A 13,886-nucleotide genomic window follows, 5' to 3' on the forward strand; every position below is an offset into this window, starting at 1 on the left:
CTAGTACAGGTGGATCTTGAGTGGGATATTAAGCCCTACTCCAAAGGTAAAACCATCGATAGGCTTAAAGTTTTCCTTGGTATTGATATCAAACCCATATCCTGCAGAAAGCTCCAATATAGAAAAAACACTGATCCCCGCTTTCGCCGTAGCTGTATAGGGCGTAATTTCTCCCTTGATGAAAGGCCATACCGCCACGTTATTGAGATAATAGGTAACCCCAAATTCCGGAATTACGGTAGACTGATCCATCATCCAAGTAAAGTTGGCTCCAGCATCAAACTTGATATACTGGGACTGGTTCGGAGCAAATAATCCCCATGCCGATGCCTTCAAGAAATTGCCGCTTTGGTATTGGTAGCCAATCGAAGGACCAAAAATCCAACCATCAGTTTTTTGTCTCTTTTCCTGCGAAAAGCCTACATTCAGCATAACCAACAACAAACCAAGGATTATTATGGTTTTTCTCATATTGCTCAGATCTATTATTTAATTGTTAACAGAACAAATTTCATTATTTTTTGTTATTTTTAAAAAGTATTATCAAAATCACACAAAACTATTTGCAATTACAAGGATTAGATGGTTAAACATTTGTTTTTCACACTCTTCCATCACACACTATCTGTTCCCAAACTGATTTTTACATCGAACAATTAATTTAACATTACAGATTTCTTAACAGGGTGTTAATATCAAACAGCTAACTTTCACCCGGTTAAATAACTATAAATCAAAGGGTTTAACCATACATGTTGTTACATGTAATTTATCTCCCTATAAAAGACAAAATAAATATAGAGTTTGGTCGTTTATTTGATAACTAAACCCTAAACCATTCTTTTCTGGGATGATGTTTAATTTTTTTAATTCACAAAAACTATTTGAAACTATTGTATGAAGATTATTAGTTTAAAATCGACTTCTATGAGTCAGTCTCACCCTTTATGTCCTCATTGTGGAGAAGCATACCTCTACTCTCGAGTACGTAGACCGTGGTGGGTCAAGTCATTTTTGTTTTTCTTGCCCGTAAAGAGGTATTCTTGCAATCAATGCCATAGATCCTCGTATGTACTACGTGAAAGAGATTAAGAGTTATCACACTAGCGCTCCTTAATTCTCAACATTTAAATTTTCTATTTTCTATTTATTGTCAGACCAAATATTCAGATTAATCCATCGCCCGAGGCTTAATCATCAAATTTGTCTTAGTTCAATACATTAGAGTACATATCGCTGAAGAATTCAATTTCAGCTTTACAGCATCAAAACACCCAGATCAATGGGATTGGGCATCTTTTTGCCAAAGCTTACCTTGGTTGTTCCAACATCAATTTATCGATTACCTCCTCCAGCTTCTTGTAAGGGTATTTATGGATAATAAATTTATGCTTCCCTTGAGCTGATGGCTCCCAATAATTTGAACCATCCTTTTCGGTCTTCATCGTCCCAGGCCCACTTAGGTAAAAGTACTTTTCCGGATTTTCCGCAGCAATCAAGACAGCGGTCTGATCCCAAGAGCTCCTAGCCTTAACTGCTTCCTTGGCGTAACTCGCCAAATTGATCTGATAACCAACGGAAACAGGACTGCTCTCCAACTTTTGTTCGGCTATTTTACCCCCAGTTTTGATCTTATCCCCTATTTCAAATCCAGAAAACAGAATGGGCTTAGGAAAATGATCAAAGGCATATACCCCCGACTCTGCATCCTTATGGATATTAAACTCCCTGCCTTGTGGGAAGCCGCCAGCCATCGCCACCCAATTCTTTACTTTTTTCTCCAGCAACTCCATTCCAGTTAGATTGGAGTACTTATCCGCTTTTGATTGCAATAGATCACTGATGTTAGTCATGAAGCCCACAGTCACGATCGTGACGCTATTATCCGGCTGCTCCGCTAAGACTTTCCTATAAATCGATACCGAAGACTCGTATTTCTTATTTAATAGCGTTGGCTCAAACTTTTTAATGATCTGCTCATTCCAATTGTTCGCTGCTGTAAAATTGGGAGCCAAGGGGCTATAAGTCTGTCCCACGGGAATATCTCCACGTTTAAAATACTTATTGTAAACTTCGATAGTCCCCGGAATATCCTTATGGGCATCCGAAGAAACCGTGTCCAATATTTCTACTTTCCCTTGATTGGCAAAAGCATGGAGCAGCGCAATGGCTCCTATATCATCATAATCCGGCCCCATATCCGTGTCAAATATGATCTTCACTTTAGCAGAATCAGCTGGATATGTTTTGGAAAGCACAGGATATTGTGCAATAAAAATGAACAAGAATGAAATAATGGATGTTTTTAACATAAAGTTAGCTTGATTTCTCATCGTACAGGTTTTAGGAGTATACTTCAGGTTTTCATAAGCATTTGCTCATTTAAGATAATGAAATTATCCCAAAATCCAGATACAAAACATTCTAAGCCAATGGCGTAGCGCAATGTCACTAGGTTAAGAAAAAACAAAATTTAGATTCTTCGTTACTTTTGAAGCGCAAAAGTACCAAACCGACGAAGGAGCTCACGGATACCAAAAACAACTCGAATCCGTAAACGCTTCGGCCCATTTAAGGTGGCTTTTCGCACAATCATCCGCACATGGATAGAATGCCTTGTTGTCGGGAATATCTTTCATTAGATCATCCCTTTTGATGGGATGATCTAATGAAAGCATTCCAAGGCCAATCCCATCGCACAAGTCGACGGCATTCTTTCCATTTTTCCGCCACTGGAAATGAGCCGGGGGCTAAAGCGCTACCTTCGGAAGGTTGGTTGTTTGCCTGGATAGGCAACCCCCAGTGGGGGTGGAATCTTTGTAGAAAAATGTACCGTTTAACGGATAACCTCTGGAAGGGGTGAAATATTTTTCTGAAAATCCCTTTCTAATTCATTTCCATTTCTGAACGATAAGTGAAGAATCTGTACGGTTCTCCACCTAGAGACTTTGTCATCTTCAATCTTCGATTGAAGAACTGTTCGTCAATTCAATAAAAGCTGTCATTGAATTTGAAGGTTCGCATTTCTCCGAGATATTTCGGATGAAACTCCGCACAAAAAAAACCTTAACCTAATAACATTGGGCGTAGCAGTATGAATAAAAACAACGTTATATAAAAAAGAGTTAATTTTCACCCCAATAAAAACCTTATTATGAAAAACCTATTCAGCATATTTTCGATACTGATACTGTTATTTTCCTGCAGCAAAGATGAATCCTTAAATATTGAACATGAATCCGCCTATAAAAAGAGTTTAAAAAAATGGGAGGCGTTCAAATCAGAAAACAATAACAGTTATACTTATGTAATTGAAACTGATCGCATCTTTTCAACTTTACCTTCTAGGATTACCCTAACGGTAGAAAATGGGGTTTTAACAAAAAGAAGTGGTTATAAAAAGGATCTGCAATTGGTTCAAAGGCCAGTAACTGGCTGGACAGCAGAAAACATACGAGAAGCGCTGATTTCTGCCAACATGGACAAAGCGCGAATCGAGGAAATGCTTACTGCCGATTTTATTGCTGGTATGGAATGGGAAGAAGATCAAAATAATTTAGGAAAATATGACCCCAAGGGTCTCACGATGACCATCGATCAAATCTATCAAAAAGCAAAAGACACCTGGTTGGTTCCAAGCAAAGACGATGAGGCCATCTTTGAAACGAATAACAATGGAATAATTTCCATGGTAGGTATCAGATTAAAGCCTTATGAAGACATCCCATTCAATGGAGTCAGGATCGTATCGATTACAGCATTAAAATAGAAAAGCAATCAATAGCCTTTCCAGCTCCACTTTCTATTCATTTTATATAATTTAAACAGCAATTCCTAGGCATTGCTCCTCCATTTATATAAATCCGCAAACCCTTCTTTTGTGTGGCGAAGAACTTTGCTTCATCTTTGGTTTAGCGAGTTAAATGGAGGAGAAATACAATGAGAAGAATAAACCATAAGAAGGGATTGAATGTTTTTATTTTGATGGCTTCATTCCTTTTGACAGCCTCAAAAGCACAGTCTTTTGACTTTCGTAGCACCTTGGAAAACATAAGTTCCAAAACAATGGGCTTTTTTCAAAATTCAGTTGAGGTAGCACATGGAACCCGTCAGGAAATTTCAAACGATAGCAATACCGATCAGAAGGAAGACAAGGTCAATACATCATTCGGATGGGAAATCACGAACTGTTTATAAGTTAATTCATAATAAACAAGGCTTCCAAAATTGGAAGCCTTGTTTTTTTTCGTATATGCTTATTTCTTTCCGCCACCTCGCAACAAGGCAACCAATAGCAAAATAAAGACCGCCCCACCGACTACCCATACCCAAGGCTTCGAAAACATACCTTCATCTCCTTTGTCGATATCCACGTTGATATCCAATCCTTTGTCCTGTGCCCAAGTTTGAAGGGACACAAACAACAGCATTAACACTGCCATTGGACGAAATTTAATGATCCAATTTCCTTTCATATTTGATGTTTTAAAGTTTATAATTTGAGTTATAACAGATTGTCACAACAAATGTTTTCATTTAATATTAATCTACCCATACGATAGGTCATATTGCCATAGGTCAAGTATTTCACGATTTCTGACAAAATTTAAACATCGGTTAATTTTATACAGGCCCGGATGTAGCATTAAATCGACAATTCTAAGTTTAGTATAGGTAAATCACAACTGAAAGAATTAAAATTATCGAACTTTATAAAATCAAAATCAATATTAACTTAATCGGCTAGCAGCCTTTATTACAACTACTACGATGAATCCTTATCTTAATTCCCACAATCAAGATCTCATGGATTATGCTAGGAAGCATAAGGCCAAGTACAAGAATGCTAACCCATTCCCTTCCATTTCATTGGAGAATTTCTTCAATCCCGAGTTTTTAACTGAAGTGTTAGAAGAATTCCCTGATCTTTCCAAAGGAAACAATATTGTTTACAATGATCCATTGCAGAAAAAGTTGGCAGGAAACGGAGAGGAGCTTTTTGGTCCCAAAACCAAGCAACTGATGCATTTCTTGAACTCAGAGCCTTTTTTGAATTTTGTAAAGGAAATCACCAGCATCGAAGAAACATTATTCGGAGACCCTTATTTCTCTGGTGCTGGACTTCATGAAACCAAGCGTGGCGGTTTATTAAAAGTACATGCCGATTTCAACAAACACCCTATCAATGGGCTTGACCGCCGTGTCAACCTTATTGTATATTTAAATAAGGATTGGAAAGATGAATATGGGGGGCATTTCGAACTATGGGACGAGGAAATGAATGGTTGTGTCGATAAGTTCGCTCCAAACTTCAATTCCATTGCTATGTTTTCAACCACTTCGGTATCCTACCATGGTTTACCGAACCCATTGACTTGCCCTGAACATATGAGCCGAAAATCATTGGCACTCTATTTTTATTCCAACGGCAGGCCAGAAACCGAAGCAGTAGCTTTCAAGGACGGGCACAACTCCATCTTTGTGAAAAGGAAAAATTCAAGTGAAGATTCAGTGGCTTGGGATAGATACGATGAGTCCAGAAGGAAAAAGCCAATCCTAAGAAGAATCTATAATAAAATCGTAGCGCGATTATTGTAATTTTATATAGGGCTGACCAGGATCTCCTTTGGTCAGCTCCATCTTTTCCTTCTTCCTACCCCTACTTTAAACCAACATTCCTCGCATCCATTTCAAACAGCTCCAATTTTAATGGGACTAACCATTCTGTTAAAAAATAGGGGGCTCCCTTTCTATTGAGCCATTAAAGATTACAGGGTTTCTCTATCGATTTAGAAATGCCACAATCCATTTAACGGCCCAAAATGCGGACTGAACAGCATCAAGGTGACCTTTCCACAGCTTCTTTGGCTAAAAACACTCCCATCGCCTTTAACATATATTTTACATCCGGGTAAAACAGCCTGCCCAATACCATTAAAAATTAAATGATTAGGAATAAAAAACAATTTCTGTGGTTATTGATTTATTAATTGTTAACCATCGCGTAACATTACCTTAACATTACCTAATTACTTTTGACCAACTGAGGGAGAACCCATGATTCCTCAACATCTAACATCTTAAAATTATATGAAAAAAGTATCTACTCCTTTTCATCGAAGTTCCAAACGAACCTCATGCGCCGTTTTACTCCTTCTCGGACTTGGTTTCTCACCAGCTATGTCTCATGCCTTCCATACGCATGCTACAACTGCGGAATGGAAAAACCAGCAAAAGATCACCGTTGCAGGCATCATCTACGATCAGAGCAGCAATACGCCGATCAGTGGTGCAACCATTATTGCTGATGGGAAAGCAATAGGAACCAGTAATCAAAATGGTGAATTCTCCATTCAGGTAGATCCCGGAAAACCTGTCAGTTTCCAGAGCCTAGGTTTCCAGAGCCATTCTCAACAATGGAACAGCGATACCAAAGCCGTCCGGATCAACATGGTCCCATCGGATGAATCCATCCAAGAGGTGGTGGTGACGGCATTAGGGATCAAAAGGGAGGAAAAGTCTCTGGGATATGCAGTAAGTAAAGTTACGGCAGAACAAATGACAGAGGCTACGCCAAGCAACTGGGTGGACGCGATGAAAGGAAAGGTTGCCGGATTGAACATCACGCAAGCAAGTTCGGGTCCGTTAAATACTGCAAGAATTAATTTACGAGGAGACCGCTCCTTAGATCCGGGCAAAAACGAGGCCCTGATCGTTGTAGATGGTATCCCGATGGTAACAGGCCGATTCAGTTCGGGTGTAACAGATGCTTATGGCGCAGGATCTAGCGGTGCGGATAAAGATATTCCCATTGACTTCGGTAACGGTCTGGGCGATATCAACCCAGATGACATCGAATCCATCTCCGTACTTAAAGGCGCCGCCGCCACCGCACTGTATGGTAGCCGTGCCGGCAACGGAGCCTTAATCATTACTACCAAGTCTGGAAGAAACAGCAAAAATGGAATCGGGATCTCGATCAATTCCAATACCAGCTTCCAATCGGTCCTGAAATGGCCCGCTTTCCAATATGAATATGGACAAGGTAACCTGGAGCGCAATGCTGCAGGCGAGCAATATTATTCCTATGGTTTGACCGAAGACGGTAAAAACACCGGATCAACCTCCAGTGCCTTCGGACCAAAATTCGACGGTCAGGAGTATTTTCAGTATGACCCAAGCACCGAAACCGGAGGAACGACCAGGACTCCTTGGGTCCCATACAAGGGCGGGGTAAAGGATTTCTTCAATGTTGGAGAAACCTACATGAACAGTGTTTCATTTGATGGCGGCAATGAAAACTTCACTACAAGAGCATCATTGACGCACACCAAAAACTCCTGGATCATGCCAAATACCGGCTTTGAAAGGTTGGTGGCATCGATCAATTCCTCGGCTAAACTGAGCGATAAATTGAAGGTCAACATGAAGGCCAACTATACCAACAAAGGCAGTGATAACCTTCCGGGAACTGGATATAACAACCAGTCCATTGGTTATTTCATGATCTTCCAAAACCCCAGCATCAGCCTAGATTGGTACAGACCGATGTGGAAAAAGGACAGAGAAGATATCGAACAGATCCACCCTTTCAGTTCCTATATAGAAAACCCATTTGTCATTGCCTATGAAATGACCAACAGCCTGAAGAGCCATGGTATTGACGGAATGCTACAAGGGGTCTATACCTTTAACCCTAAATGGGAAATCATGCTTCGGTCGGGTCTGTCCATGCGTTCCGATATCAGGGAACAGAGGCGCCCATGGGATACCGCCAACTTTCCGAAAGGATATTATAAGCAACAGGATCTATTCTATATGGAAGCCAACACCGATGCATTGCTGTCTTATAATGATCAGATCAATGAAGACTTCAATATCCGAGTATCCCTAGGCGGAAACCTCATGAAACGCGACATCAAGGAAGATATCGGTGTGGCTAGGGGATTGACCTCGCCAGGTGTTTACAAATTAGCGAATGCATTGACAAGCCCAGTGGCAGAAAACACGGCGACCCAAAAGGAAATCCAAAGTGTATTCGGAATGGTTAACCTAGGCTGGCGTGACATGGTCTTTGTCGATGTGACCGCAAGAAATGACTGGTCTTCTACCCTGCCAAACAGTAGCCGTTCCTATTTCTACCCTTCTGTGAGCAGTAGTTTTGTACTGAGCGAGATGATAGAGATGCCAAGTCAGATCTCCTTCGCCAAACTTCGCCTATCTTGGGCGCAGGTCGGTAATGATGCCGATCCATACCAAACCATCAAGTATTTCAACAACTCCATTTTCCCCGGTTCAGCAGAAGCACCATCACTATTGCATAATGCAGACCTGAAACCGGAGATCTCGACCTCTACAGAAGCAGGGGTAAATGTTGCTTTCTTCAACAATCGCTTGACTGCTGACGTGAACTATTATTTCAACCGCTCGAGAAACCAAATCCTGATCGTTCCGCGTGACGTCACTACTGGTTTCAGCTCTGAAGTGATCAATGGTGGCCTGATCCAGAACAAAGGTTGGGAAGTCAGCTTGAGCGGAACGCCAGTGAGGAATGAAAACTTCCAATGGAATGTTACAGCCAACTGGGCTAAGAACAACAACGAGATCTTAGAACTGAGCGAAGGTGTTGAAACACCGCAACAGGTAATCGCATCCAGTGGATCGGGAGCAGCGGAGATCGTAGCGACCGTAGGTGGTTCTACAGGTGACCTTTGGGGCTACGGATTAGTGCGCAATGACCAAGGACAAGTGATCTATGATGCCAAGACCGGTTTGCCGGTACGTCCTGCCGACAAAGTGAAGATCGGGAATGCCTATGCAGATTGGAGAGGTGGATTCCACAATGAATTCAGGTACAAGAACTTTACTTTGAGCGCCTTGATCGATGGTCAGTACGGTGGTATCGTTTATTCGCAAACGCATCACAAGATGTCCGAGCAAGGTAAATTGGAACACACGCTACGCGGTCGTGAAACCGGGAAAATTGTTGGCGAAGGGGTCATCCTAAATGCAGATGGTTCTTTCAGTCCAAATACCAAAGAAGTAGCGATCAATACCTATTATGGTGATTACTACAGAAGGGCCAACGTAGAAACCAACAGCTTTGATGCTTCCTACCTAAAGCTTCGTGAAGTGAGGTTTGAGTACGCATTGCCAAAATCTCTGGTTTCAAAGTGGAAAATGAACAACGCTTCAATCGCATTCTTCGGTCGTGATCTATTCATGATCACCGACTTCCCGATGTACGATCCTGAAACCGCGGCATTAAATGGCGCAACCATTATGCCGGGCGTAGAGATGGGCCAGATGCCAAGTACAAGAACCTTTGGAATGAATTTGAAAGTAAACTTCTAAGCTGAAAAACAATGAAAATCAACTATAAAAATATCCTTATCGCTCTTGTTCTTTCCGCAGGATTGACAGGATGTACGAAAGACTTTGACGAAATCAATAACAATCCCAACAAACTGGAGTTTGTTGCTCCAGGAACATTGGTAACCCCCACGGTATATGGAATGGCCACTTATTTTACGGTCAGGAGCAATGACTTCACTTGGGAAATCATGCAAGATGGACTAGCAAACCCTAGTGCTGCCAATGGTATTCACCGCTATTACTTCACCGAACAATCAGGTGATGGGACATGGAACAATTGCTATAGGTACCTGAGGAATATCCGTGAAATGGAAAGCGCAGCCATCAATGGCAATACAAAACTACCGGTATACGAAGCGGTGGCAACGACATTGAAAGCCTATATCGCAGGTATCTTGACCGATAGTTTTGGGGATGTACCTCTTTCTGAAGCTATGAAAGCCGAGGACGGTGTAGATCAACCGGTATTCGACACACAGGAAAAGATCTATACCGATATGATTGCTGCTCTAGAAAAAGCGAACATACAGTACACGGATCCATCAGAAATGAATGGAAATGACCTGTTGTACAATAATAAAAAGGACAAATGGCGCAAGTTCAACAATTCCATGCTATTGCGCTATATCTTAAGAACCTCCAAACGCGCTAATGTATATGCCAAGATCAAGACTATTTTAGATGATCCTGAAAAATACCCTATCTTCACTTCCAATGAAGATGCAGCTATCTTGAGCATCACAGGTCTTTCTCCATATGATTACGCTTGGGGGAGGCGCCAAGATTACGTGAACTTTACAGCGATGGCCTCTTTCTTTGTCGATAACTTGAATACCTTAGAAGACCCTAGGAGACCATTCATCATGACCCAGGCAACGGAACTGGTTGATGGTAAAATTGTCCCCATCGGTTATAAAGGAATTCCCGCAGGTCACTCTGGTGATCTTTCTTCCATCACTTATAGCCCAAGCACCCCGAATGGAGACTTGATGTATCCGGAAGCGGTAGGCACTCCGATCAAGGAATTGATCATGACCTATGCAGAAGTGGAATTCATCAAAGCGGAAACCTATAATGCCTTGGGATTGACTGCAGAGGCGAAATCGGCTTATGAAAAAGGGGTAAAGGCCTCTATCGAGCAATATGGTGGCGCATTGCCAGCGAATTATTTCGACAATCCAGCAGCAGCATTCGATGGAACCCTGGAAAGGATCATGCTGCAGAAATACCTTTCGCTGTTTATGGTGGATTACCAACAATGGTTTGAATACCGTCGAACAGGATTTCCAAAACTCCCAAAAACTGAATTCATGCTGCACGATGGCGTAATGCCAACCCGCTTTATGTATAAAAATGAAGTTCGCCGATTTAATCCGGACAACTATGCCAAAGCAGTCCAACAAATGGGCGGCGATACCTTCCACACTAAGGTATGGTGGGAAAAATAAGACTTACTAATGTACCAAAATATAGAGGTTGCCCATCCCAGGCAGCCTCTATTTGCTAAATGGCAAGAGCGATGGGCTAAATCCCCAAAACCCGCTCTATAGCTCAATTTCTGGCTTCTCGATGCTCTGTAAGTCCGTTTGCCTTCAAAATGACTGGAATTGAAGGATATTAAGGCCACCGATTTGCATCGCAGTGGATATATTCAGCAAAGAAATAGGCCAGGCGGAATCGAAGACTAAAAACAATATCTATGAAAAAAAAGATCTATGAAAAACCATTAGTGGGATTATCGTTCCTACTAGCCATCGCAGTATTTACAGTTTCCTCTACCGAAATGACAAAGTAGATAGTGACTTATTACCGAGCAAAACGAACACATACCAGTTCGCAAAACAAAGGTGCTAACATCGTGGACCATTCCAAGGGGGATGAAAACCAAGAAGAATCCGAATTGATCTTAGACTATGGAATCGAGGTATAATCGGACAAAGAAGGAAATCGGGTGGAAATCGAAGAGATCGTCAAAAAATCTCAAATATCCGGACCGTCAAGAAAAGGCGGCCCATGATTGTTTCCAATGGGATATTATATTCTCCTTTACTGACCTGTTTCAGCTTAATTCCAGCTCTTAGCGTTATTATCTTGACAAAGATTTACCGAGAATTAGTTTCCCCATATTCGAGACACGTCCGGTAGATTCGGAATGTGCCTCGAATGAGGTCAATATTATAGCCCAAAGCAAATCCGTCATTTTTTCCTAACCCAGATAAATATTATCGATTGATGACTCAGCTTTTTCAAATTTTCCGTAGCTTAATTTGCGAAATAGATCAATATTCGCACGAAACAACAATGAAATATAGAACATTACCCCTTTTGCTATTGCTATCCGCCTTGATGTCCTGCCAGATGCAAACTGGTCAGAACACTGGTACCGAAGAAGATTTATCTAGATCCAATACGGCTGAGCTCTATGCAAAAAAGACTTATACCCTACCCAATGAATTGAATGAGATATCAGGCATGACCTTTCTTTCGAACAGCCAGGACATAGCCTATGTCGTACAAGATGAAGAAGGTATTGTCTTCACCTATGACCTCAAGAACGGCAGTATCAGTTCTCAATTTGAATTTGGCCCTTCAGGCGATTATGAAGAGATCACTACAGATGGAAAATACTTCTATGTCCTGGAAAGCAATGGCGATATCCATAGTTTTCCCATCAGCATGGATGTAGACCAAGGAAAGGTTGCTACTTTCAAAGGAAAATTGGAAAAGGGGGAATACGAATCCATGGCTTATGACCAAAAAAACAACTCCTTGGTCGTAATCTGCAAATCATGTAAAACCGATAGAGGAAATGCGAGCCTGACCGGTTATGTGCTTAACGTCCTGGGCCAAGGGGATCTGAGTCTAAAAAACCAGTTTAGCCTTGACCTGAACAATATTGGCAATCTAGACCCTAAAGTTAAAGACACCTTGAAACCTTCTTCTTTAACCAAACGAAATTCTTCGGAGGAGTGGTACCTCCTTTCTTCAGTGGACCGCCTGTTATTGGTGCTAGACGAGAATTTCCAAGCTAAAGAAATCCAACATTTCAAAAAGAAACAGTTGGAACAACCCGAAGGTATCAGCTTCAACAATCTGGGCCAATTGTTTATCAGCAGTGAAAAAGGAAAAGCTGAAAACGCATTTATCTATCAGATCAACATGAAATAATCATGAGAAAACTACTCTTAATTGCCAGTATGTTCTTTGGCCAATTCTCTTTTTCGCAGGAAATCGAACAACGATTGATCATTTTTGGAGATGCTGGAGAAATCAACAGCAAACAGAGCTTCCTGATCAAGAATGCCAATGGCCTGCAAATCCCAAACAAGACCAAGGCCTTTTTTATCGGTGATAATATATATCCGAGCGGCATGGCTCTTAACGGCAAGAAAAAAGAAGAAACACAGGAAATCCTAAAATCCCAATTTGAAGGCTTTAGAAATCTACAGGTTCCGGTCTATTTCTTAGCTGGAAACCATGATTGGGACCGTTCTGGCAAAGAGGGCCTAGAAAAAATAAAAGCACAGGCGGATTTTCTGAACAACTATGGCGACCCAGGGCTGAAGTATCTGCCTCAAGCCGGAAAAATAGGTCCAACAGTACTGAACCTTAACCCCAATTCCATAGCTGTATTGTATGACAGTGAATTCTGGCTCTTCCCTCACCATAACCGAGATGTATCAGCTGAAAAGGATCAGTTCATTGCAGATATCAAGAAGATCTTGGCAGAAAACAAGGATAAAACGGTGCTCATGATTTCGCATCACCCCATGGTATCCTTTGGTGACCACAGCTTGATCTACAATTGGAAAGACCATATCTTTCCACTTACTGATGTGAAGTCCTCTCTCTATATCCCTCTTCCCGGTATCGGTTCGCTATATCCCCTTTTACGTACGCATGTAATAAAATTTGCGGAGGATCTCAAACACCCTATATACCAAGATTTGACCAACAGGGTTACGGATGCCACCGCAGATCATCCAAAGGTGCTGTTTGTCGCAGGTCATGACCATGGATTACAGTACATTGAGCAGGATAAAATCCGACAGGTGGTCAGTGGTTCTGGGTCGAAACAATCGGATATACATCAAAGGGAACCCTTGAAATATGGCTATAATAGACAAGGATTTTCGGTGATTGATTTTTTGGATAACCAGAAAGTAAGATTGACTTTTTATATCGATAGCCCGAGAGATTCCTTGACGAAGTCGTATGAGACCTTAATAGGGTTTTAGTGACGGAAGGGCTCCATAAACAGGAGCCTTGGTCAATAAGGAATTGAAATTTGGAAAAACCGGTGGAAGGGGTAGAATATTTTACAACTAATCTTCTTTACCGGCATAAAACAAAAGAAAATACTTTCCTCATCTAACGATTCGGTATGACAAACACCTCTGAATAAAAAAATAAAAAATAGACCCCTAACTTAATAACATTGCCCGCAAGGGCTCATCCCCTCTTCCAAAAACAATAATTTTCATTGTTCTACGCTCCTTCCATTCCAAAAA

Annotated in this window: 12 protein-coding genes; 8 read left to right on the forward strand and 4 right to left on the reverse strand. The window is 41.4% G+C overall.

The window, feature by feature from the left end; genetic code table 11:
* From ACK2WI_RS11995 to ACK2WI_RS12005, 3 genes are all read right to left on the reverse strand, one after another.
* Entirely contained in the window at positions 1-471 is a 471-nt protein-coding gene (locus ACK2WI_RS11995; RefSeq protein WP_409151012.1) for a hypothetical protein, read from the reverse strand.
* Between the two features lie 839 nt (positions 472-1,310).
* Entirely contained in the window at positions 1,311-2,333 is a 1,023-nt protein-coding gene (locus ACK2WI_RS12000) for a nucleoside hydrolase (protein WP_409151014.1), read from the reverse strand.
* 192 nt (positions 2,334-2,525) lie between these two features.
* Positions 2,526-2,678 (reverse strand): hypothetical protein, encoded by a 153-nt coding sequence (locus ACK2WI_RS12005; protein WP_409151016.1) that lies wholly within the window; start codon positions 2,676-2,678, stop codon positions 2,526-2,528.
* A 476-nt stretch (positions 2,679-3,154) separates the two neighbouring features.
* Here ACK2WI_RS12005 and ACK2WI_RS12010 point away from each other — a divergent pair, with 476 nt between their 5' ends.
* Both ACK2WI_RS12010 and ACK2WI_RS12015 read left to right on the forward strand, forming a co-directional pair.
* Positions 3,155-3,769, forward strand: a complete 615-nt coding sequence (locus ACK2WI_RS12010; RefSeq protein WP_409151017.1) for a hypothetical protein — start codon at positions 3,155-3,157, stop codon at positions 3,767-3,769.
* Positions 3,770-3,939: 170 nt separating this feature from the next.
* Positions 3,940-4,197: a hypothetical protein gene (locus tag ACK2WI_RS12015; RefSeq protein ID WP_409151018.1), complete on the forward strand. Its 258-nt coding sequence runs from the start codon at positions 3,940-3,942 to the stop codon at positions 4,195-4,197.
* 59 nt (positions 4,198-4,256) lie between these two features.
* Here ACK2WI_RS12015 and ACK2WI_RS12020 read toward each other — a convergent pair whose 3' ends face one another.
* The gene (locus tag ACK2WI_RS12020) at positions 4,257-4,442 is read right to left on the reverse strand and encodes a hypothetical protein (RefSeq protein ID WP_313261586.1); all 186 of its coding nucleotides are present in this window, start codon (positions 4,440-4,442) and stop codon (positions 4,257-4,259) included.
* Positions 4,443-4,770: 328 nt separating this feature from the next.
* Here ACK2WI_RS12020 and ACK2WI_RS12025 point away from each other — a divergent pair, with 328 nt between their 5' ends.
* The 6 genes from ACK2WI_RS12025 to ACK2WI_RS12050 all read left to right on the forward strand — a co-directional run bounded on the left by ACK2WI_RS12025 (position 4,771) and on the right by ACK2WI_RS12050 (position 13,613).
* Positions 4,771-5,598, forward strand: a complete 828-nt coding sequence (locus ACK2WI_RS12025; RefSeq protein ID WP_409151020.1) for a 2OG-Fe(II) oxygenase — start codon at positions 4,771-4,773, stop codon at positions 5,596-5,598.
* A 492-nt stretch (positions 5,599-6,090) separates the two neighbouring features.
* Positions 6,091-9,354, forward strand: coding sequence for a SusC/RagA family TonB-linked outer membrane protein (locus ACK2WI_RS12030; RefSeq protein ID WP_409151021.1), 3,264 nt, complete (start codon positions 6,091-6,093; stop codon positions 9,352-9,354).
* 11 nt (positions 9,355-9,365) lie between these two features.
* Complete coding sequence (locus ACK2WI_RS12035; RefSeq protein ID WP_093099750.1) at positions 9,366-10,823, forward strand: SusD/RagB family nutrient-binding outer membrane lipoprotein; 1,458 nt, start codon at positions 9,366-9,368, stop codon at positions 10,821-10,823.
* 350 nt (positions 10,824-11,173) lie between these two features.
* Entirely contained in the window at positions 11,174-11,305 is a 132-nt protein-coding gene (locus tag ACK2WI_RS12040; RefSeq protein WP_409151022.1) for a hypothetical protein, read from the forward strand.
* A 371-nt stretch (positions 11,306-11,676) separates the two neighbouring features.
* Positions 11,677-12,543 carry an SdiA-regulated domain-containing protein gene (locus ACK2WI_RS12045; RefSeq protein ID WP_409151024.1) on the forward strand — a complete coding sequence of 289 codons (867 nt, stop codon included), beginning with the start codon at positions 11,677-11,679 and terminating at the stop codon, positions 12,541-12,543.
* A gap of 2 nt (positions 12,544-12,545) precedes the next feature.
* On the forward strand, positions 12,546-13,613 hold the full coding sequence (locus tag ACK2WI_RS12050; protein WP_409151026.1) for a metallophosphoesterase: 1,068 nt from the start codon (positions 12,546-12,548) through the stop codon (positions 13,611-13,613).
* The last annotated feature ends 273 nt before the right edge of the window (positions 13,614-13,886 follow it).

Origin of the sequence: Sphingobacterium sp. BS-2, assembly GCF_046161205.1 — a bacterium.
Classification (GTDB): domain Bacteria; phylum Bacteroidota; class Bacteroidia; order Sphingobacteriales; family Sphingobacteriaceae; genus Sphingobacterium; species Sphingobacterium mizutaii.